The 19,332-nt window shown below is 71.7% G+C and carries 18 protein-coding genes and 2 pseudogenes; 11 read left to right on the forward strand and 9 right to left on the reverse strand.

The window, feature by feature from the left end; translation table 11 throughout:
• Nucleotides 1-11 precede the first annotated feature (11 nt).
• From gabT to ABZ910_RS07735, 4 genes and pseudogenes are all read left to right on the forward strand, one after another.
• Nucleotides 12-1,346: a 4-aminobutyrate--2-oxoglutarate transaminase gene (gene gabT, locus ABZ910_RS07720; protein WP_361360654.1), complete on the forward strand. Its 1,335-nt coding sequence runs from the start codon at nucleotides 12-14 to the stop codon at nucleotides 1,344-1,346.
• Between the two features lie 191 nt (nucleotides 1,347-1,537).
• Nucleotides 1,538-1,753: pseudogene (locus tag ABZ910_RS07725) on the forward strand (phosphoesterase); the annotation flags it as partial.
• 137 nt (nucleotides 1,754-1,890) lie between these two features.
• Nucleotides 1,891-3,135 carry an MFS transporter gene (locus ABZ910_RS07730; RefSeq protein ID WP_361360656.1) on the forward strand — a complete coding sequence of 415 codons (1,245 nt, stop codon included), beginning with the start codon at nucleotides 1,891-1,893 and terminating at the stop codon, nucleotides 3,133-3,135.
• An 83-nt stretch (nucleotides 3,136-3,218) separates the two neighbouring features.
• The gene (locus ABZ910_RS07735; protein WP_361360658.1) at nucleotides 3,219-3,923 is read left to right on the forward strand and encodes a phosphatase PAP2 family protein; all 705 of its coding nucleotides are present in this window, start codon (nucleotides 3,219-3,221) and stop codon (nucleotides 3,921-3,923) included.
• Between the two features lie 13 nt (nucleotides 3,924-3,936).
• Here ABZ910_RS07735 and ABZ910_RS07740 read toward each other — a convergent pair whose 3' ends face one another.
• The 4 genes from ABZ910_RS07740 to ABZ910_RS07755 are packed head-to-tail and all read right to left on the reverse strand — an operon-like array spanning nucleotide 3,937 to nucleotide 8,098.
• Nucleotides 3,937-4,737, reverse strand: coding sequence for an ABC transporter permease (locus ABZ910_RS07740; protein WP_361360660.1), 801 nt, complete (start codon nucleotides 4,735-4,737; stop codon nucleotides 3,937-3,939).
• Complete coding sequence (locus ABZ910_RS07745; RefSeq protein ID WP_361360662.1) at nucleotides 4,738-5,685, reverse strand: ABC transporter permease; 948 nt, start codon at nucleotides 5,683-5,685, stop codon at nucleotides 4,738-4,740.
• A 2-nt stretch (nucleotides 5,686-5,687) separates the two neighbouring features.
• The gene (locus tag ABZ910_RS07750) at nucleotides 5,688-6,854 is read right to left on the reverse strand and encodes an ABC transporter ATP-binding protein (protein WP_361360664.1); all 1,167 of its coding nucleotides are present in this window, start codon (nucleotides 6,852-6,854) and stop codon (nucleotides 5,688-5,690) included.
• Complete coding sequence (locus ABZ910_RS07755) at nucleotides 6,851-8,098, reverse strand: spermidine/putrescine ABC transporter substrate-binding protein (protein WP_361360666.1); 1,248 nt, start codon at nucleotides 8,096-8,098, stop codon at nucleotides 6,851-6,853. The genes ABZ910_RS07750 and ABZ910_RS07755 overlap by 4 nt, the downstream gene beginning before the upstream one ends.
• Nucleotides 8,099-8,380: 282 nt before the next feature.
• Here ABZ910_RS07755 and ABZ910_RS07760 point away from each other — a divergent pair.
• Nucleotides 8,381-8,943: pseudogene (locus ABZ910_RS07760) on the forward strand (NADAR family protein).
• 49 nt (nucleotides 8,944-8,992) lie between these two features.
• On the opposite strand, the gene ABZ910_RS07765 reads toward ABZ910_RS07760, so the two are convergent.
• On the reverse strand, nucleotides 8,993-9,961 hold the full coding sequence (locus tag ABZ910_RS07765; protein ID WP_361360668.1) for a DUF4190 domain-containing protein: 969 nt from the start codon (nucleotides 9,959-9,961) through the stop codon (nucleotides 8,993-8,995).
• Between the two features lie 32 nt (nucleotides 9,962-9,993).
• Here ABZ910_RS07765 and ABZ910_RS07770 point away from each other — a divergent pair, with 32 nt between their 5' ends.
• Entirely contained in the window at nucleotides 9,994-11,202 is a 1,209-nt protein-coding gene (locus ABZ910_RS07770; RefSeq protein ID WP_361360670.1) for an adenosine deaminase, read from the forward strand.
• A gap of 58 nt (nucleotides 11,203-11,260) precedes the next feature.
• Nucleotides 11,261-11,944: a glycerophosphodiester phosphodiesterase gene (locus ABZ910_RS07775; RefSeq protein ID WP_361360672.1), complete on the forward strand. Its 684-nt coding sequence runs from the start codon at nucleotides 11,261-11,263 to the stop codon at nucleotides 11,942-11,944.
• Nucleotides 11,945-11,977: 33 nt separating this feature from the next.
• Here ABZ910_RS07775 and ABZ910_RS07780 read toward each other — a convergent pair whose 3' ends face one another.
• From ABZ910_RS07780 to ABZ910_RS07790, 3 genes are read right to left on the reverse strand one after another with little or no spacing between them, the layout of a single operon-like run.
• Entirely contained in the window at nucleotides 11,978-12,826 is an 849-nt protein-coding gene (locus ABZ910_RS07780; RefSeq protein ID WP_361360674.1) for a phosphatase PAP2 family protein, read from the reverse strand.
• Nucleotides 12,823-13,650, reverse strand: coding sequence for a VTC domain-containing protein (locus ABZ910_RS07785; protein WP_361360676.1), 828 nt, complete (start codon nucleotides 13,648-13,650; stop codon nucleotides 12,823-12,825). The genes ABZ910_RS07780 and ABZ910_RS07785 overlap by 4 nt, the downstream gene beginning before the upstream one ends.
• The gene (locus tag ABZ910_RS07790) at nucleotides 13,647-14,309 is read right to left on the reverse strand and encodes a DUF4956 domain-containing protein (protein WP_361360678.1); all 663 of its coding nucleotides are present in this window, start codon (nucleotides 14,307-14,309) and stop codon (nucleotides 13,647-13,649) included. The genes ABZ910_RS07785 and ABZ910_RS07790 overlap by 4 nt, the downstream gene beginning before the upstream one ends.
• Nucleotides 14,310-14,463: 154 nt before the next feature.
• Between ABZ910_RS07790 and ABZ910_RS07795 the strand changes: the two genes are divergently transcribed.
• From ABZ910_RS07795 to ABZ910_RS07805, 3 genes are all read left to right on the forward strand, one after another.
• Nucleotides 14,464-15,135, forward strand: coding sequence for a response regulator transcription factor (locus ABZ910_RS07795; RefSeq protein ID WP_361360679.1), 672 nt, complete (start codon nucleotides 14,464-14,466; stop codon nucleotides 15,133-15,135).
• Nucleotides 15,132-16,508, forward strand: a complete 1,377-nt coding sequence (locus ABZ910_RS07800; protein WP_361360681.1) for an ATP-binding protein — start codon at nucleotides 15,132-15,134, stop codon at nucleotides 16,506-16,508. Before ABZ910_RS07795 ends, ABZ910_RS07800 begins: the two co-directional genes overlap by 4 nt.
• A gap of 74 nt (nucleotides 16,509-16,582) precedes the next feature.
• Complete coding sequence (locus ABZ910_RS07805) at nucleotides 16,583-17,203, forward strand: DedA family protein (protein ID WP_361360683.1); 621 nt, start codon at nucleotides 16,583-16,585, stop codon at nucleotides 17,201-17,203.
• Nucleotides 17,204-17,213: 10 nt separating this feature from the next.
• On the opposite strand, the gene ABZ910_RS07810 is transcribed toward ABZ910_RS07805, so the two are convergent.
• Nucleotides 17,214-17,405, reverse strand: coding sequence for a hypothetical protein (locus tag ABZ910_RS07810; RefSeq protein WP_361360685.1), 192 nt, complete (start codon nucleotides 17,403-17,405; stop codon nucleotides 17,214-17,216).
• Between the two features lie 273 nt (nucleotides 17,406-17,678).
• Here ABZ910_RS07810 and ABZ910_RS07815 point away from each other — a divergent pair, with 273 nt between their 5' ends.
• Entirely contained in the window at nucleotides 17,679-19,325 is a 1,647-nt protein-coding gene (locus ABZ910_RS07815; protein WP_361360687.1) for an ATP-binding protein, read from the forward strand.
• Nucleotides 19,326-19,332: the final 7 nt, after the last annotated feature.

Consider the following 19,332-nt stretch of genomic DNA (forward strand, 5'->3'; position numbering starts at 1 on the left):
AGGGAGCCCCCATGAGCGCACTTCCGCAGGAGCGTCGCCTCGTCACCGCCATCCCCGGCCCCAAGTCGCAGGAGCTGCAGGGCCGCCGCACCGCCGCGGTGGCGCAGGGCGTGGGCTCCGTGCTGCCTGTCTTCGCCGCGCGCGCGGGCGGCGGCATCATCGAGGACGTCGACGGCAACCGGCTCATCGACTTCGGTTCCGGCATCGCCGTGACGTCCGTCGGCGCCTCCGCCGAGGCCGTCGTACGCCGCGCCTCCGCGCAGCTCGCCGACTTCACCCACACGTGCTTCATGGTCACCCCGTACGAGGGTTACGTCGCCGTCGCCGAGGCGCTGGCCGAGCTGACCCCCGGCGACCACGCCAAGAAGAGCGCCCTGTTCAACTCCGGCGCCGAGGCCGTCGAGAACGCCGTCAAGATCGCGCGTGCCTACACCAAGCGCCAGGCGGTCGTCGTCTTCGACCACGGCTACCACGGCCGTACGAACCTCACGATGGCGCTGACGGCCAAGAACATGCCGTACAAGCACGGCTTCGGCCCGTTCGCGCCCGAGGTCTACCGCGTGCCGGTGGCCTACGGCTACCGCTGGCCGACCGGCCCGGAGAACGCGGGCCCCGAGGCCGCCGCCCAGGCCATCGACCAGATGTCCAAGCAGGTCGGCGCGGACAACATCGCCGCGATCATCATCGAGCCGATGCTCGGCGAGGGCGGCTTCATCGAGCCGGCCAAGGGCTTCCTGCCCGCGATCCGCCAGTACGCCGCCGACAACGGCATCGTCTTCGTCGCCGACGAGATCCAGTCCGGCTTCTGCCGCACCGGCCAGTGGTTCGCGTGCGAGGACGAGGGCATCGTCCCGGACCTGATCACCACCGCCAAGGGCATCGCCGGTGGTCTGCCGCTGGCCGCCGTGACCGGCCGCGCCGAGATCATGGACGCCGCGCACGCGGGCGGCCTCGGCGGCACCTACGGCGGCAACCCGGTCGCCTGCGCCGGTGCGCTCGGCGCCATCGAGACGATGAAGGAGCTCGACCTCAACGCCAAGGCGAAGAACATCGAGGCGATCATGAAGGCCCGCCTGGGCGCCATGGCCGAGAAGTTCGACGTCATCGGCGACGTGCGCGGCCGCGGCGCGATGGTCGCCATCGAGCTGGTCAAGGACCGTACGACCAAGGAGCCGAACCCGGAGGCGACGGCCGCCCTGGCCAAGGCCTGCCACCAGGAGGGCCTGCTGGTCCTGACCTGCGGCACTTACGGCAACGTGCTCCGCTTCCTGCCCCCGCTGGTCATCGGCGAGGACCTCCTGAGCGAGGGCCTCGACATCATCGAGCAGGCCTTCGCGCAGATCTGAGACACAGCGAAGACCCAGCTCGCGCGCAGGGCCCCGACCTCGTGAGCCCCACCCGCCCCAGCCCTTGCACCCACCGCGGTTCCAGGGCCGAGGCGGCGGCCGTCGGGGCGTGTGAAGAACGTGTGCGGGGTGGATGGCGGGAGGCGAATCCGCCTGTCTAAAGGACCCCTCCTGCCGTAGCTTCTACCCAGATGAGAGATACACCCCGCCCACAGGGGACTGTGGGCGATATCGGGCCGAGGCCTCCCCAGCTTCGACCTGGTCGTGCCCTCGCGCACACAACCGGGGCCTCCGGCCTCGGATCTCCTCACCGATCGGACGGTCGCCCGCCCCAAACCCCCCGGGGCGCGCGGCGTTCCGATCCGGACGGCCGCCTCGGAACTTCCCCCCCTGTTCCGGGGCGGCCGACCTCCTTTCCGCGTCCCTGATCCCCGCATCGTTGTGGTTTCCTGGTGGATCGGTTGTTTGATCTCGCCATCTCCTCCCCGCTGTGATGCCGACGGTCAGCGCGTGGTGATCCGGAGCGGCGAGAGGTGCGGTGGGGATGACGGGTAGACGGGCCCTGGGCAGGCGGTTCGGGTGGCTGTGGGCGGCGTTCGCCGTCAGTTCGTACGGCACCTGGCTCGGGTTCGGCGCCTTTCCCCTGATCGCGGTCCTCGTGCTGCACTCCGGGCCGACCCAGGTGGCGGCGCTGGCTGCCGCGGGGCGGGCGGTCGGGGCCGTGGTCGCGGTGCCGCTCGGCCCGTGGGTGGAGTTCCGCCGCAAACGGCCGGTCATGATCGCGATGGACCTGACCCGGTGCGCGGCGATGCTCAGCGTCCCCGTCGCCTACGGGCTCGGGTGGCTCGGCTTCACTCAACTCCTCGTCGTCTCCGTCACCGTGGCCGCGGCGAACATCGCGTTCAACGCGGCCAGCGGTGCGTATCTGAAGGCGCTCGTGCCGCCGGAGGACCTGCTCGTCGCGAACAGCCGGTTCGAGTCCACGGCATGGAGCGCGACGGTCGTCGGACCACCGCTCGGCGGGGCCGCGATCGGGATGCTCGGCCCGGTGACGACCGTGGTGGCCGACGCGGTCAGCTACCTGCTCTCGGCGCTGGGCATCCGCGCCGTCGGCGGGACGGAACCGAGCCCCGCACGCACCGGTGCGGCGCGCCTCCGCGCGCGCGACCTGCTCGAAGGATGGCGCCACATCCTCACCCACCCCGTGCTGCGCCCGCTGTTCCTCAACACGATCGTGACCAACGGCCTGATCATGGCCTCCGAGCCGCTGCTCGCCGTGCTCCTGCTGGGCCGGCTCGGGTTCGCACCCTGGCAGTACGGCCTCGCGTTCGCGGCGCCCTGCGTCGGCGGCCTCGTCGGCTCACGCCTGGCGCGCCCGCTCGCGGCACGGTTCGGGCAGCGCAGGGTGATGCTCACCGCCGGGGCGCTGCGTGCGTGCTGGTCCGTCGGGTTGGCGTTCGTGCAACCCGGGCTCCCCGGGATCGTGCTCATCATCGCCGTCCAGCTCGGCCTGGTGACCTGCTGCGGCGTGTTCAACCCGGTACTGGCCACCTACCGGCTCGACCACACCCCGCCCGACCGGGTCGCCCGCACCCTGTCCGCGTGGTCGGTCAGCAGCAGCCTCGCCATCGCGGCCATGACCGCGGCATGGGGTCTGCTGGCCGCCCTCACCGGCCCCCGCACCGCGATCGCCGCCGCCGGAGTCCTCCTGCTGGCCACCCCGCTGCTGCTCCCGCGCCGCGAGTCCGCGCCCCGGAACACGCCGGAGCAGGCCGCGAGCCTCACCTGACACGCCGCGGTCAGCGCACCAGGATGGGGCTGCTTGCCGCACGCGGGCACCCGCGTCCGGTCGCGCCTGCCAAGCTGTGCACCGTGTTGCCCTCCGCAGACGAAGACCTCAAGCGTGCCCCCACCGAGCAAGGAGCCCCGGTTCCGGGGCGGCCGGCCGCCTTTCTGCTGCTCGGACTTCCGGTTTTCCTCTTCTGGCTGATCACCTGGCAGGTCGCGACGGACGGTCCGCTCGTGCGGGTGGACAGGAGGGTGAGCCACGCTCTCGTCCACCCGGACCGCTTCTGCCACTTCCTCTCCGACCTGGGCAGCGTCGAGGTCGCGGTGCCGGTCCTCGCCGTCGTACTGGGGTACGTCGCCGTGCAGGGACGCCAGGCGGATGCGGCCCGCTGGTGGCTGCCTCCGGTCGCGGCGGCCGTGCTGATGGCCCTGGTCCCGGCGCTGATCGTGCCCCTGAAGGAAACCATCGCCCGCTACGGCCCCCCGACGATGCCCCCGGCCGCCGGCTACTACCCCTCCGGCCACACCGCGACCGCCACCATCGCCTACGGCGCCGCGACCCTGGTCCTCCTGCCCTGGCTGCCCAGCGACCACGCCCGCCGCGAGCTGGTCGTCACCTGCGTCGCCGTCAACGTCGGCGTCGGCTTCGGGCTGGTCCGCAGCGGCTACCACTGGCCACTGGACGTCGTGGCCAGCTGGTGCCTGTGCACGGTGCTGCTGACCGGGCTGGCCCTGGTGATCAGGTTGAGTACGGATCCGGGTCAGGGCCCCTCCGGCACTCCCGACTGACGCCCCGGCCGGCTCACGCCTGCTGCCGGTTGCGGCGATTGCCGACGGCCATGGACGCCAGCACGAACAGGACGGCGACCAGGAACATGGCCGTACCGATGACGTTGATCTGGACGGGTGTGCCGCGCTGCGCCGAGCCCCACACGAACATGGGGAAGGTGACGGTCGAGCCCGCGTTGAAGTTGGTGATGATGAAGTCGTCGAAGGAGAGCGCGAAGGACAGCAGCGCGCCCGCGGCGATTCCTGGGGCCGCGATGGGCAGCGTGACCCGCGCGAAGGTCTGCACGGGACCGGCGTACAGATCGCGCGCCGCCTCCTCCAGGCGCGGGTCCATCGACATCACGCGCGCCTTGACCGCGGTGACGACGAAGCTGAGGCAGAACATGATGTGCGCGATCAGGATCGTCCAGAAGCCCAGCTGCGCGCCCATGTTGAGGAACAGGGTGAGCAGCGAGGCCGCCATGACGACCTCCGGCATCGCCATCGGCAGGAAGATCAGCGAGTTCACTGCGCCCCGCGCGCGGAAGCGGTAGCGGACCAGCGCGAAGGCGATCATCGTGCCGAGGACGGTCGCCCCGAGCGTCGCCCATACGGCGATCTGGAGGCTGAGGGACAGCGAGCCGCACAGGTCGGCGACGCCGCACGGGTCCTGCCACGCGCCCGCGGAGAAGTGCTGCCACGCGTAGTTGAAGCGCCCCTTCGGCTTGTTGAAGGAGAACACCGTCACGATGACGTTGGGCAGCAGCAGATAGGCGAGCGTCAGCAGTCCCGCGATGACGACGAGACGGCGCTTGAGCCAGTTGACGAAGGGCATTTAGACCAGATCCTCCGTCCCGGACCTGCGGATGTAGAGGGTGACCATGAGCAGGATCGCGGCCATCAGGATGAAGGACAGCGCCGCGGCCGTCGGATAGTCGAGGATCCGCAGGAACTGCGTCTGGATGACGTTGCCGATCATGCGGGTGTCGGTGGAGCCGAGGAGCTCGGCGTTGACGTAGTCGCCGGCCGCCGGGATGAAGGTCAGCAGCGTGCCGGAGACCACGCCCGGCATCGACAGCGGGAAGGTGACCTTGCGGAAGGTGGTCCAGGGCCTGGCGTAGAGGTCGCCGGCCGCCTCGTGCAGCCGCCCGTCGATGCGCTCCAGGGAGGTGTAGAGCGGCAGGATCATGAACGGCAGGAAGTTGTACGTCAGTCCGCACACCACCGCCATCGGCGTGGCCAGGACGCGGTCGCCCGCGGTCCAGCCGAGCAGGTCGGTGAGGTCGAGGACGTGCAGGGCGCCGAGTGCGCGGACGACCGGGCCGTCGTCCGCGAGGATCGTCTTCCAGGCGAGGGTGCGGATCAGGAAGCTGGTGAAGAACGGCGCGATCACCAGGATCATGAGCAGGTTCCGCCAGCGGCCCGCGCGGAAGGCGATCAGGTACGCCAGCGGGTAGCCGAGCAGCAGGCACAGCGCGGTCGCGGCGGCGGCGTACCAGACGGAGCGCACGAACTGCGGCCAGTACGTGCTCAGCGCGTCCCAGTACGTCGCGAAGTGCCAGGTGACCTTGTAGCCCTGCTCCAGGGAGCCCGTCTGCACGGACGTGGAGGCCTGGTAGATCATCGGCAGGACGAAGAAGACGACCAGCCAGAGGATGCCGGGCAGCAGCAGCCAGTACGGCGTCCACCGGCCGCGCCTGCGCGGGGACTTGGGGCCGGGGGCAGCGCTCGCGGCGGACGAGGAGGGCGAGGGAGGCGGGGGCGCCTCGGTGAGGGTCGACATGTCTACGCGGCCTCTTCCTCGACCGTCTCCAGGCCCGCGTCGATGTCCTGGGCGGCGTCCAGTCCGAAGGTGTGGGCCGGGCTCCAGTGCAGGACGACGTCGGCGCCGGGCACGAGCCGGCTGTCCCGCTCGACGTTCTGCACGTAGACCGCGAACTCGGGGCACACGGCGCTGTCGACGACGTACTGCGTGGACACCCCGATGAAGCTGGCGTCGGAGATCCGGCCGGTGACGCGGTTGCGGCCCTCGGGTATCTCGTCCGCGGCGTCGGCGTGCGTGAGCGAGATCTTCTCCGGGCGGACGCCGGCCAGCACCTTGCCTCCGCTCGTCGTCGCCGCGGAACACCGCGCCCCGGGCAGCACGAGCTTGCCGTCGCCCGCCCTGAGGACGATGTCGTCGCCGCTCCTGGAGTCGACCTCGGCCTCGATCAGGTTGGAGGTGCCGAGGAAGTTCGCGACGAAGGTGGTCCGCGGGTTCTCGTACAGGTCGGTGGGCGAGCCGAGTTGCTCGACGCGGCCCGCGTTCATCACGGCGACCGTGTCGGCCATGGTCATGGCCTCCTCCTGGTCGTGCGTGACATGGACGAAGGTGATGCCGACCTCGGTCTGGATGCGCTTGAGCTCCAGCTGCATCTGGCGGCGCAGCTTGAGGTCGAGCGCGCCGAGCGGTTCGTCGAGGAGCAGCACCTCGGGGTGGTTGATCAGCGCCCGTGCGACGGCCACGCGCTGCTGCTGGCCGCCGGAGAGCTGGTGCGGCTTCTTGCGTGCCTGCTCGCCCAGTTGGACGAGGTCCAGCATCTCCTCGACCTGCTTCTTCACGCTCTTGATGCCGCGCCGGCGCAGGCCGAAGGCGACGTTCTCGAAGACGTCGAGGTGCGGGAAGAGGGCGTAGGACTGGAAGACGGTGTTCACCGGCCGCTTGTGGGGCGGCAGTTGGGTCACGTCCCGGCCGCCGAGGTGCACGGTGCCGGAGGTCGGCTCCTCCAGGCCGGCGATCATGCGCAGAGTGGTGGTCTTGCCGCAGCCGGAGGCGCCGAGCAGGGCGAAGAAGGAACCCTGCGGCACGGTCAGGTCCAGCGGGTGTACGGCGGTGAAGGAGCCGTAGGTCTTGCCGATCCCGGCGAGGCGGACGTCGCCGCCGCTGTCTGTCGTCGTCATCATCGTCGTCACGCCCCTGTGAGCTTCGCGAACTTCGCTTCGTAGGCCGTCTCTTCCTTCTGGCTCAGGGAGCGGAAGGAGTGGGACTTCGCCTGCATGGCCTTGTCGGGAACGATCAGCGGATTGTTCGCCGCGTCCTTGTCGATCTTCGCCAGGTACGGCTTCACCCCGTCGACCGGAGTCACGTAGTTGATGTAGGCGGCGAGCGCGGCGGCCTGTTCGGGCTCGTAGTAGAAGTCGATGAGCCGCTCGGCGTTCGTCTTGTGGCGCGCCTTGTTGGGGATCAGCAGGTTGTCGGTCGACGTGTGGTAACCGCTGTCCGGGATGACGAAGTCGATGTCGGGGCTGTCCGCCTTGAGCTGTACGACGTCCCCGGCCCAGGCGAGGCAGGCCGCGAAGTCGCCCTTGGTGAGGTCGGACGTGTAGTCGTTGCCGGTGAAGCGGCGGATCTGGCCCTTGTCGACCGCCTTCTGGAGGCGGGCGATCGCGGCGTCGAAGTCGTCGTCGGTGAACGTCTCCAGGTGCTTGCCCATGTCGAGCAGCGTCATCCCGACGCTGTCGCGCATCTCCGACAGGAAGCCGACGCGGCCCTTGAGCTTGGGGTTGTCCAGCAGGTCCGAGACCGACTTGACCTGGATGCCGTCCAGCGCCTTCTTGTTGTAGGCGATGACGGTCGGGATGGCCTGCCAGGGATACGAGTACGCGCGGCCCGGGTCCCAGTCGGGGCTACGGAACTGCGGCGCCAGGTTGGCGAAAGCGTGCGGCAGGTTCGAGGCGTCCAGCTTCTGGACCCAGCCGAGACGGATCAGGCGGGCGGCCAGCCAGTCGGTGAGGACGATGAGGTCGCGGCCGGTGTCCTGGCCCGCGGCGAGCTGCGGCTTGATCTTGCCGAAGAACTCGTTGTTGTCGTTGATGTCCTCGGTGTACGTGACCGATATGCCGGTGCGCTTGCGGAAGGTGTCGAGCGTCGGGTGGTGCTTGCCGCTGTCGTCGACGTCGATGTACTCGGTCCAGTTGGAGAAGTGGACGATCTTCTCCTTGGCCGAGTGGTCATCGGCTGACGTGCCGCCCCGGGTCTTTCCGGCCGCGGGTATCCCGCAGGCGCTCAGTGCCCCGAGCCCGCCGGCCGCGAGCACGCCGCCCGTGGCGGCACGCAGCAGCGAACGACGGGGCAGCGAGGCCCGGCCGCCTTGGAGGCTGCGCTGGAGGGCGGCCGCTTGGAGCGGGGGCAGGCGGTCGGGCTCGTACTGCTGCATGCGCGTGGTGCCCTTTCGGGAGGGGTCGGCCGGCCGTGGTCGGGGCACTCGGTCCGGTCGTCGCTATCGGTCGCCCCTCGTCCAGGGGCTGGAGGCGTAGCTACCGCTCGATTTGAGTGCCGATCCTGACAGAGCCGGGAGACTCCAACAAGTGATTCCGTTGTTGCCTTTTGGTTACGCGACGGAATCTGTCGACCGGTGGTCGAGCAGGGGGAGTCGGCGCACAACACCCGGTGCCTGACAGCGGACGGAGTGTCAGTGGCCCCTGCCAGACTGCCGGACATGGGGAAGATCGATTCCGTGGAATCCCTGATCAGGGAGCTCCACGCGGGGGCTCACATCACGTACTTGCATTTTTGGGGGCATCGCCCACGGCCCGACGGGCGGGTGGGGGCGAGTTGTCTGAGCCAGTGGTGGCCGGCGCCGTTCGCGGTGGCCGGCGTGGAGTACGCGACGGCGGAGCACTGGACGATGGCCGGCAAGGCGCGCGGCTCTTCGGTGACGCGGAGGCGGAACGGCGGGTGCTGGCCGCCGGGCATCCCTCCCAGGCCAAGAAGGCCGGTCGTCTGGTACGCGGCTTCGACGAGGCGACATGGGAGCGGGAGCGCTTCCGGATCGTGGTCGAGGGCAACGTCCACAGGTTCGGCGCGCACGCCGCTCTGCGGGAGTCCCTCCTTCACACGGGCGACCGGGTCCTGGTGGAGGCAAGCCCCGTGGACCGCGTGTGGGGCATCGGGCTCGCGGCGGACGACGAGGCGGCGCGGGATCCGGCGCGGTGGCGGGGGCCGAACCTGCTGGGGTTCGCGCTGATGGAGGCCCGGGAGCGGATGGCCGACGGCGCCTGAACCGCGAACCGGGGATGCCCCGGGCTCACTCAAGCGCCGCGCGGCAGCGCTATTTCGACGTGCCGATCAGCAACGCCAGGACCACCAGCGCGAGGACGATGCCGACGGACCCGCAGATGATGCCGGCCAGGGCCTGGCCCGGGTTCGTGGCCTCGCCGCGGCGTGCCTTGCCACGGCCCATCGACCCGAAGATCACGGCCAGGACGCCCAGCACGATGGCCAGCGGCCACAGACAGAAGCCGATCGCCCCCATGATGCCCAGCACCATCCCGGCCGTCCCCATCCCGTTGCTGGGCATCGGCCGCGCGCCGGGCCAGCCGTAGTAACCGGGCGCGGGCGGCACCGGGTAGCCGTACCCGACGGGTCCCACGGCACCGACGGGGGCGCCCGGTCCGCCCGGGTAGCCGTACGGGATCTGGCCGGGCCCCTCCGGGGCGATCGGTGGTGGCGGTACGGGCGTCGCGAAGAAAGCGGCGGCCGGGGGCACCGGGTTCGGCGGAGGGTACGGATGGCTCGCGCCGCTCACCGGGGGCATCGGACCGGGTGGGGCGAAGGGGTTCGCCGGCCCGGCTGCCGGGCCCGGGGGCATGGGCCGCGGCGCGGGCGCCGGCGGCGCGAACGGGTTGGCCCGCTCCTGGGGCGGGGGAGGCGTGTCCGGGGTCGGGCGACGGAAGGTGAGTGTCTGCGGGTCGGCGGTGGAGGGGGGTGCGGGTGTTCCGGTGCCGCCGGAGAGGACGGTGTCGCCCAGGATGGCCGTGTCACCGAGGATGGCGGTGTCGCCGGAGACGGCCGTCTCGCCGGCGCCGGGGTCCGGGCGCGCGGCCGGGGCGTCTGCCGGGGGCGCCCAGGGATCAGGGAAGGGGCCGCCGGCGGAGGGCGCGGACGTCGCCGGCTTGTCCAGCGGCACCCTGGGGCTCGCGCCCCGCTCGGGCGCGCGGGAAGCGTCAGCGGCGGGGATCGGTCCGCTGTCCGCGGTGTTCTCCGGGTCGTCCGGTCGCTGTGGCACCTCGTCGGACATCGCGCTGGCTCCCCCTTCGTCGACGTCCTGTCATGCTACGGGCAGGGCAGCACGTCACGCGCCCGGCCTACGATGATGCCCGCACCATCGATCAGCCGATCATCCGCGCCCGGGGGCGCAGGCCCCTGTCCGGGCGCTGTCCCGGGGCGGCCCGTTTGGGGGAGGAACCCTTGACCGACCAGCACGCCGTACCCGCAGCCGGCCCCGCCGTCCACGACCTGCACGCCTTCATCGCCGGGCTGCCCAAGGCCGAACTGCACGTGCACCACGTCGGCTCCGCCTCCCCCCGCATCGTCTCGGAACTGGCCGCCCGCCACCCCGACTCCAAGGTCCCCACCGACCCCGAGGCGCTGGCCGACTACTTCACGTTCACGGACTTCGCGCACTTCATCGAGGTGTACCTGTCCGTCGTCGACCTGATCCGCACCCCGGAGGACGTGCGGCTGCTGACGTACGAGGTCGCGCGGGACATGGCCCGCCAGCAGGTCCGGTACGCGGAGCTGACCATCACCCCGTGGTCCTCGACCCACCGCGGCATCGACGAGCGCGCCTTCATGGACGCGATCGAGGACGCCCGCAAGGCGGCCGAGGCCGAGTTCGGGACCGTGCTGCGCTGGTGCTTCGACATCCCCGGCGAGGCGGGTCTGGTCGCCGCCGAGGAGACGGCCCGGCTCGCGACCGATGACGGGCTGCGGCCCGAGGGGCTGGTCTCCTTCGGACTCGGCGGACCCGAAATAGGCGTACCCCGGCCGCAGTTCAAGCCGTACTTCGACCGGGCCATCGCCGCCGGGCTGCGGTCCGTCCCGCACGCCGGTGAGACGACCGGACCCGAGACGGTCTGGGACGCGCTGAACGACCTGCGCGCCGAGCGCATCGGCCACGGCACCAGCGCGGCCCGGGACCCGAAGCTGCTCGCGCACCTCGCCGAGCACCGCATCGCGCTGGAGGTCTGCCCGACCTCCAACATCGCCACCCGCGCCGTCCGCACCCTCGACGAGCACCCGATCAAGGAGTTCACCGAGGCCGGCGTCCTGGTCACCATCAACTCCGACGACCCGCCGATGTTCGGCAGCGACCTCAACAACGAGTACGCGGTCGCCGCCCGCCTGCTGGACCTCGACGAGCGGGGTCTCGCCGACCTCGCCAAGAACGCGGTCGAGGCGTCCTTCCTGGACGCAGCGGGCAAGGCCCGGATCGCCGCGGAGATCGACACGTACACCGCCGGATGGCTCGCCCCCTGAGATCCCGTTTTCCGTGGTGCCCCGGTGGCGCGGCAGCCGGTGAGGCCACAATGGGCCCATGCACACCGTGACCGCCGTCGCCCACCGCGGCGCCCCCTACCGCTTCCGTGAGAACACGATCGACTCGCTGCGTTCCGCGCTCGAACAGGGCGCGGACGCGGTCGAGATCGACGTACGGCTGACCCGCGACCGCGTGCCCGTGCTGCTCCACGACGAGACGCTGAAGCGGCTGTGGGAGAAGGACCGGCCGCTGTGGTCGCTGTCCTCGGAGTCGGTGCGCGAACTGACGGCGGGCGGTGTGCCGACGCTGGCGGAGGCGCTGGCCGCCACGGACGGCAGCCGCGTCCTGCTCGACCTGCCGGGACAGGTCGACCGGCGGAGCGTCGAGAGGATCCTGGACGTCGTCCGGGAGTGCGGGGCCGAGGACCGGGTCTACTACTGCGCCGGCGCCCCCACCATGCTCGCCGTCCGTGCCGCCGACCCGTCCGCCGAGATCGCGCTGACCTGGACGTCCGCCGCCCCGCCGCGGGCCGCCGTGCTGGAGGCGGTGCGCCCGCGCTGGCTCAACTACCGCTTCGGCCTGGTGACCAGGGCCCTCGCCGCCCGCGTCCACCGCGACGGCTACCTCCTGTCCGCCTGGACCCCCGACACCCGCCGCTCCATGCGCCGCCTCCTCGACCTGGGCGTCGACTCGATCACCACGAACCGCATCGACGCCCTGTGCGCGCTCCGGAAGGGCTAGGATCCGGCGGGCAGCCGTCCGGACCGCTCCCGGTCAGTGTCCGGCGACGGCGAGTTCGTAGTCGCCCACGAGGTCGCCGAGCAGCGTGCCTGCGGTGATGTCGCTGGAGACGTGGCCGGCCATGTAGAGGCGGGAGTAGAGGACTTCGTCCTGCATCCACGTGTAGTCCTGGGCGCGGCGCGGGGCGAGGGCGCTGAGGACGGTGACCGCCGCCGCCGCGCGGCCGGCGTGCCGGGAGGGGTAGGAGTACGGGCCCTTGGCGCCGGGCGCGATGTGCTTGTCGGGGCGCAGGGACGGGTCGAGGACGAACGGGGCGGGCTGCTTGTCCCGTGCGGCGAGCTGGTCACTGATCGTCTTGGCCAGCTTCAGGGCGGACTTGAGCTCGGCCTTCTCGGCCGTGCCGCGCGTGGCGCCCACCAGTTCCCGCTGGTCGTGGAGGTAGAGCTTCCAGATGTCCTTCTTGCCGTGGACCTCCAGCCAGGTGGCGGCCTTCTTCCCGGCGGCCGTCCGCGTCTTGGCCAGCTTCTGGACCTCACGCAGCTCGGTGGTGCGCTCCTTGGCGGCGGGCGGTGCGGGCACCTGCCGGGCGGCCCAGGCGGCGAACGCCTTGTCGTCGCGGGTGGTGCCGTGCGCGGACTTCCACCGCGCGAAGAGGGCGTCGGCCTGCTTGCGCTGGGCGGCGGCCTGCTTGCCGATCGGGGCGATGTCGGCGTCGGTGAACAGGCGCGGGGGCGGGCTCTGCTTGATGCGGTCGGTCGCCGAGAGCTTCGACGAGGAGGCGGTCGGGATCAGCTGCGGTCGCAGGAAACCGACCGTGGCCGCCGCGGCCGCGAGCAGCGCGATGACGGCGTAGGGCCAGGTGATGCCGCGCAGGGGTTTCATGCCGCGTGGGTCCTTTCGAGGTGCTGTGCCGGCGTCGCGTCCCGCGTCAGCCGGAAGTGGGTGCGGGCCAGGCGGCGTACGTCGTTGTCGGGGAGACCGGGGGTGAGCAGCGACTGGCCGACGATGTACTTGCTGAGGGAGACGAGCCTGCCGCCCAGCCGCAGCAACTGCCGGTCGGCGGGCGCTGGTTGAGCGCCGCCCTTGGTCTCGACCAGCACATGGCCGGAGTCGAGTGCGGCGGTGCGGTCGTCGCGGTGGCAGCTGAGCAGGCCGTCGAGGGTGACGCGGGTGCCGTGGTCCAGGTCGGCGAGTGCCGCGCGGACGTAGCGGATCTCGGCGCTCGGGGCCAGGTCCGCGGTGGTCACCGGGATGCCCGCCCGCACCAGCACGTCGTCGACGAACTCGGCCGCTTGTGCGTCCAGTTGGCCGTAGGCGCGGGCCGGGGCCCGGAGTGCGTGCTTGACCGTGGCGCCGCGGCCGTCCTTGGTCTTCACCTCCACCCTGCACAGCCCGTCCTCCGCGTACAGGCGGGTGCGCACCTTCCAGCGGCGTCGGCGCCGCTGCACATGGGCGCGCCAGGCGCCGAGCTCGGCGGTGTCGAAGTAGGTGCTGTGGTAGCTGGTGGTGCGCCGGCCGGACAGATCGAGCACGTGGTGGCTCTCGGCGAGCCGGTCGACGAGGTCGCGGGCGCGCGCGGACGGTACGAGGTACTTGCGGTCGGTGCGATGCTGCAGTGCGGCCGCCGCGTCGACCTCGGCGAGCGTGGCGCCGCGCAGGGCCGTCAGGCCGAGCGCGGACGCGAAGGACGAGGGCGTGAGGATCACGACACCATCGCCTGCTCACGGGGTGCGGACTGCGCCTCGGGCTGCGGTGCGGCCGTGGGCTCGTCCGGGGTGGCGGGGTAGTGGGCGGTGACGCGGGTCGTCTCGCGTACGTAGTCGACCTCGTCGACGGCCACGGACAGCGGGGGCCGGCCGAAGCGGGCCGCCACGTCCTGGGCGATCACGGCGGGGTCCGGGTAGATCCGGTCCAGGGTCAGCTTCACGGAGCGGGTCGGCTCCTGCCGCCTGCCGCCGTCGACCACCAGCACCGCCACCAGCACCACCGCGTCCAGGGCCAGGACGAGCCACTGGTCGCGCCGCGGGAGTCCGTTGCACAGGGCGACGACCAGGGTCACGAAGGTGTAGGCGACATCGCGCAGGGTGAACGCCGTGCTGCGCAGCCGGACCAGGGAGAGGATGCCGAACAGGCCGAACCCGACCCCGGTGGGGAACTTGCCGGAGCTGATCGCGCTCATCGCGGCGAACAGGCCGATGTTCAACGCGACCAGCACCAGCGGCATCTCCGACGCGCTGGCGCGGCGCCGGTAGAGCCAGCCGACCAGGATCAGCAGGACGACGACGTCGAGGCCGCCGCGCGTGACGAGGTCGAGGGGGGCGATGTGCTCGGTGATGCCCTTGGCGGCGAGCATCGATACGCGCATGGTTGTCCCTTCCGTCACGGCACGTCGGACGGCGGACCGGTCGCGGTCCGCGGTGCGCCGCGACATGAGAGGACGGTAGGGATGTCGCATGAACAGACCATGAAGCGTTCCCGGACCCGTAGCAGGGGTGTTCGAGCCGATTAGCCTGACCGGCATGCACTATCTGGTCGTCGACGACGAGTCCCGCCTGACCGATCTGGTCGTCCGCTACCTCCACGAGTCCGGCCACACCGCCGAGGGGCGCTACGACGGCCCCTCCGGACTGTCCGCCGCCCGCGACCCGCGGCTGGACGCGGTGGTCCTGGACGTGATGCTGCCCGGTCTGGACGGGCTGGAGGTGTGCCGCACGCTGCGCGGTGAGGGCATCGACACCCCGGTCATCCTGCTCACGGCGCGGGGCGCGATCAGTGAACGGGTCGCCGGGCTGGACGCCGGAGCCGACGACTACGTGGTCAAACCGTTCGCGATGGAGGAGCTGCTGGCCCGGCTTCGGGCGATATCCCGGCGCCGCCCCGACCCTGCGGGCCGCCTCACGGTCGGCGACCTCGTCCTCGATCCCGAGCAGCAGCGTGCCTGGCGCGCGGACACCGAACTCGAGCTGTCCCGACGCGAGTTCGCGGTGCTGCGCGTGCTGATGGAGAACGCCGGCCGGGTGGTCTCCCGGCTGCAGCTGCTCGACGAGGTGTGGGACGGCGAGCCCGATCTGCGCAGCAACGCGATCGACGTCCATGTCTCCAAGGTGCGGGCCAAGGTCGACCGGGCCTTCGACCGTACGACCATCACCACGTTGCGCGGGCGCGGCTACCGTCTCGAGACCGCGGCGTGAGCGTGTCCGGCGGGCGCGGGCGCGCCTGGTTCGGGCGGCTGCCGGTGGTCACCCGCCTGGTGCTGTCCGTGGCCGTCACGATGTCCCTGGTCCTGGCGGGCACGGCCGGGCTCGTGTACGAGCGCGTGCAGGCCGCCCTGGACCGCCAGTTGGACGACGACCTGAGCGCCTACCAGCGCAGCGTGGACGCGGCCGTGCGCACGCACGGCGCGCTCCCGGCCGGACCCGACGGCGCCCTCCACCAGGTGCTCGACGCACGGGGCACGGTGCTGCGCTCCAGCGCCGCCGTCCGCGACGAGCGGCTGCTCACCCCCGTCGAGGTGGACGCCGTCGCGCACGGCAGGACCGTCCGGCGCGAGATCGGCTCCCTCGTCCCCATCACCCCGGACACCCTGCGGCTGCGGGCCGACCGGGTCACCACCGGGGCGGGGCCCCGCATCGCGGTGACCGCGCTCCCCCGCGGCCATCGCGACGAGGCGCTGCGCGAACTCCTGGCCCAACTCGCCCTCGCCTCGGGCCTGACGCTCGTGGCGGCCTCGTACGTCGGCTACCGCACGGCCCGCGCCGCCCTCCGCCCGGTGGAGCGCTACCGGCGCGGGGCCGCCACCCTCGCCGACGGCGCGCAGAACCTGCGCCTGGACGTGCCGGTCGACCGCGACGACGAGATCACCCGCCTCGGCCACACCCTCAACCGCATGCTCGACCGGCTGGAGGCGTCCACGGCGCGCGAGCACCGGTTCATCGCGGACGCCAGCCACGAGCTGCGCACCCCGCTGTCGCTGCTGCGGGCCGAGCTCGACGTCGCGCTGCACCGGCCGCGCTCCGCCGAGGAACTCGCCGAGACGCTGCGGTCCGTGGACGCCGAGGTCCAACGGCTGATCGATCTCTCCAACGCCCTGCTGGACCTGGAGGAGCTCGGCAGCACCGAGCACGTCAGCCGCGCGCCGGGGGCGCTGACCGGCCTGCTCGACGCCGCCGTGGCGCCGCACCTGCGCACCGCTCGGCGCGCCGGTCGCACCCTCACCGTCGAGGCGGAGCCCGCCACCGTGGACGTCGACGCCCGCTGGCTGCGCTCCGCCGTCGGCAACCTCGTCGACAACGCGCTGCGCCACGGACACGGCGCCATCCGGGTCACGGCCGCCGTCGAGGAGGGCAGGATGCGGCTGCGGGTCATGGACGGCGGCCCCGGCTTCCCGCCCGATTTCCTGCCCAGGGCGTTCGACCGCTTCGCGCGCGCCGAGGCCAGCCGCACCAGCGAGGGGTCCGGCCTGGGGCTCGCCTTCGTCCGGGCGGTCGCCGTCGCCCACGGCGGCACCGCGCACGCCGAGAACACCGGGAGGGGCGCCGCCGTCACCCTGGACCTGCCGTGCTGACCGGCTCACGGCGACACGGCGGCCGTCCCGCCCGCCATGCCGTACGGGCAGGTCGGCGACGTACGGTGTGAGCCATGGCCCCTCCCCTGCCCGGCCCGCTGGCGCACCTGGCCCCTCTGCTGGAGCAATACGGCTACTGGGCCGTCGGCGTCGTGGTGTTCGTGGAGGACTTCGGGGTGCCCGCGCCGGGCGAGACGATCCTGATCGCCGCGGGGGTCTATGCCGGGGCGGGTCAGCTGAACATCGTCGTCGTGGGGATCATCGCCTTCTTCGCCGCCGTGATCGGGGACAACATCGGCTATCTGATCGGCCGGACCGGCGGACGGGCCTTCGTCCACCGCTGGGGGCGGTACATCTTCCTGACCCCCGAGCGCTTCCAGGCGACGGAGGCGTTCTTCGCCCGGCACGGCGGCAAGATCGTCACCATCGCCCGTTTCGTCGAGGGGCTGCGCCAGGCCAACGGCATCATCGCCGGGACGAGCGGAATGCACTGGCTGCGCTTCCTGACGTTCAACGCGCTGGGCGCGGCGCTGTGGGTCGGCCTGTGGACGAGCGTGGCCTATTTCGCCGGCACCCACATCACCGAGATCTACGACGAGATCATCCGGTACCAGCGCTATGTGCTCATCGGGCTGGGAGTCGTGGTCGCCGCACTCGTGGCCCGGCATCTGCTGCGCCGCCGGCGCGGGCAATGACCTCCTGCGATCACCGGCTCTCGTCCAGATCGCGGGTCGGGGCGTCGTCGAATCGCTCACCTTCCGCCTGGGACGGCTCGCTCCTGAGGACGTCCGGGTGCTCCTCCATCGCCGAGCGCTCGCCCACCTCGTCGCGCTCGCCTTCGGCCTGCGAGGGCGTCCGCGCGTACCACGTGTCGTAATCCGAGGCTCCGGATGTCATGACGGGCCTCCTTCGTCACTCACCTCCATGCTCCACCCTCACGCGCCGCGCGGCGAGGGGACCGCCGACCAGGCAAGGTGGACCACCCGTGGTCAGAAGGTGGACTACTCGTGGACGAGGGCACCGGCCGCGAACCGGGATGGTGCGATCTGATAAACCATTCCCCACGACGTGACGTGCCGTGACGCGAACAGCCGTTGCCTGTAACGTGCGTCGCACACTTCTGGCCTGCTGGCCGCTATGCAACCAGGGACTGTGATGCAGGAACCTTCGATGTTGCCCGCACATGCCCCGCAGGAGACGACAGCAGTCGGCTCCCCGAACTGGCATGTACCGGACATTATGTCGGCCGGACGCGGCACGTCGGTCGAGCGCCACATCGTGCTTCTCGCGGTCCTGCCCGCCGGGCTGGTCGCGGTCACCGGCGCGGTGGCGGCCACCCTTCTGTTCACGGCGGGCGAGGTCCACGTCGGCGAACACGTCTTCTGGAGCCTGTTCACCGGCACGCTGCTGATCATCTGCGGCATCCTCACGGGTGCGGCGCTCCTGGCCGTCGCGAAGGCGCGGGCCCTGGGGCAGCGCCACACCGAGACGAAGCGCCTCGCGGCCCGCGCGCAGGCCGAACTGTCGCAGTTGCGCTGGCAGTTCGACCGCAGCAAGGAGCTGCTGGAGCGCCGCCGCAACCAGGCCGACGCCTCCGCGGAGCCGGTCGAGGAGACGCTGGACCGGGTGGTGGACGACATCGTGTCCGCCCAGCACGCCGCCGAGGCCGCCGTGCAGGAGATGGCGGCACAGGAGCTCGCGGCGCAGACGCACGACGGCCAGCACTTCGAGGTCTTCTCCAACATGGCCCGGCGGCTCGAGTCCCTGGTGCACCGCGAGATCGGCCTGCTGGACGACCTGGAGAACGAGGTCGAGAACCCGGACCTGCTCAAGGGCCTGTTCCGGGTGGACCACCTGGCCACCCGCATCCGCCGGTACGCCGAGAACCTCGCCGTGCTCGGCGGCGCCGTCTCCCACCGCATGTGGACCCAGCCGGTCAGCATGGCCGACGTGATGCGCTCCGCGGCCGCCGAGATCGAGCAGTACTCGCGGGTCAAGATGGTGCCGCCCGTGGAGGGGACGGTCAGCGGGCACGCGGTCGTCGACGTGGTCCACCTGCTGGCCGAACTGGTCGAGAACGCCACGGTGTTCTCCGCTCCGCAGACGCAGGTGCTGCTGCGCGCCGAGCACGTCACCGCCGGGCTGGCGATCGAGGTCGAGGACCGCGGCCTGGGCATGACCTCCGCCGAGCGCAACCAGATGAACTCCCTGCTCGCTTCGCCCGACGGGGTCACCCTCGCCGAACTGCTCAAGGACGGCCGGATCGGCCTGTACGTGGTCTCCGCGCTCGCCCGGCGGCACGGCATCGCCGTACGCCTGCAGAACAACGTCTACGGCGGCACGCAGGCCGTCGTCGTCCTGCCGCCCGAACTGCTCGGCAAGCAGCCCGAGATGACGGAGCAGCAGCAGCCCGCGGAGGCCGCCGCCGCACCTCCCCCGGCTCCCCAGGCCCCGGCGCCGGCGCGGGAGACCCCCGCCCCCCAGCGCCCCGCGGCCGCACCCGTCCCCGAACCGGAACCGGCGGAGCCGTACATGACCCCCGCGCAGGAGAACGGGCGCCCCTCGCTGCCCAAGCGCCGCCGGCAGGAGAACCTCGCCCCCGAACTGCGGGAGCCCGCGCGCCAGGAAGCCGCCCACGCCGAGCCCGCGGCGGTGGCCGACATCGACCACGACCCCGGTCTGATGGCCGCCTTCCGCACCGGCGTGCGCCGCGCCGAGGACCCCACGGAACCAGAACCAGTCAGTGCCGAAGAGTCCAGAGAAACCGACACCACCACGTCCGTCGGCGGGCATGCCCGACCGGACCCGGCCCGTTAGCAGTTAC

It is taken from the genome of Streptomyces sp. NPDC046805 (genome assembly GCF_040645355.1).
Lineage (GTDB): Bacteria > Actinomycetota > Actinomycetes > Streptomycetales > Streptomycetaceae > Streptomyces.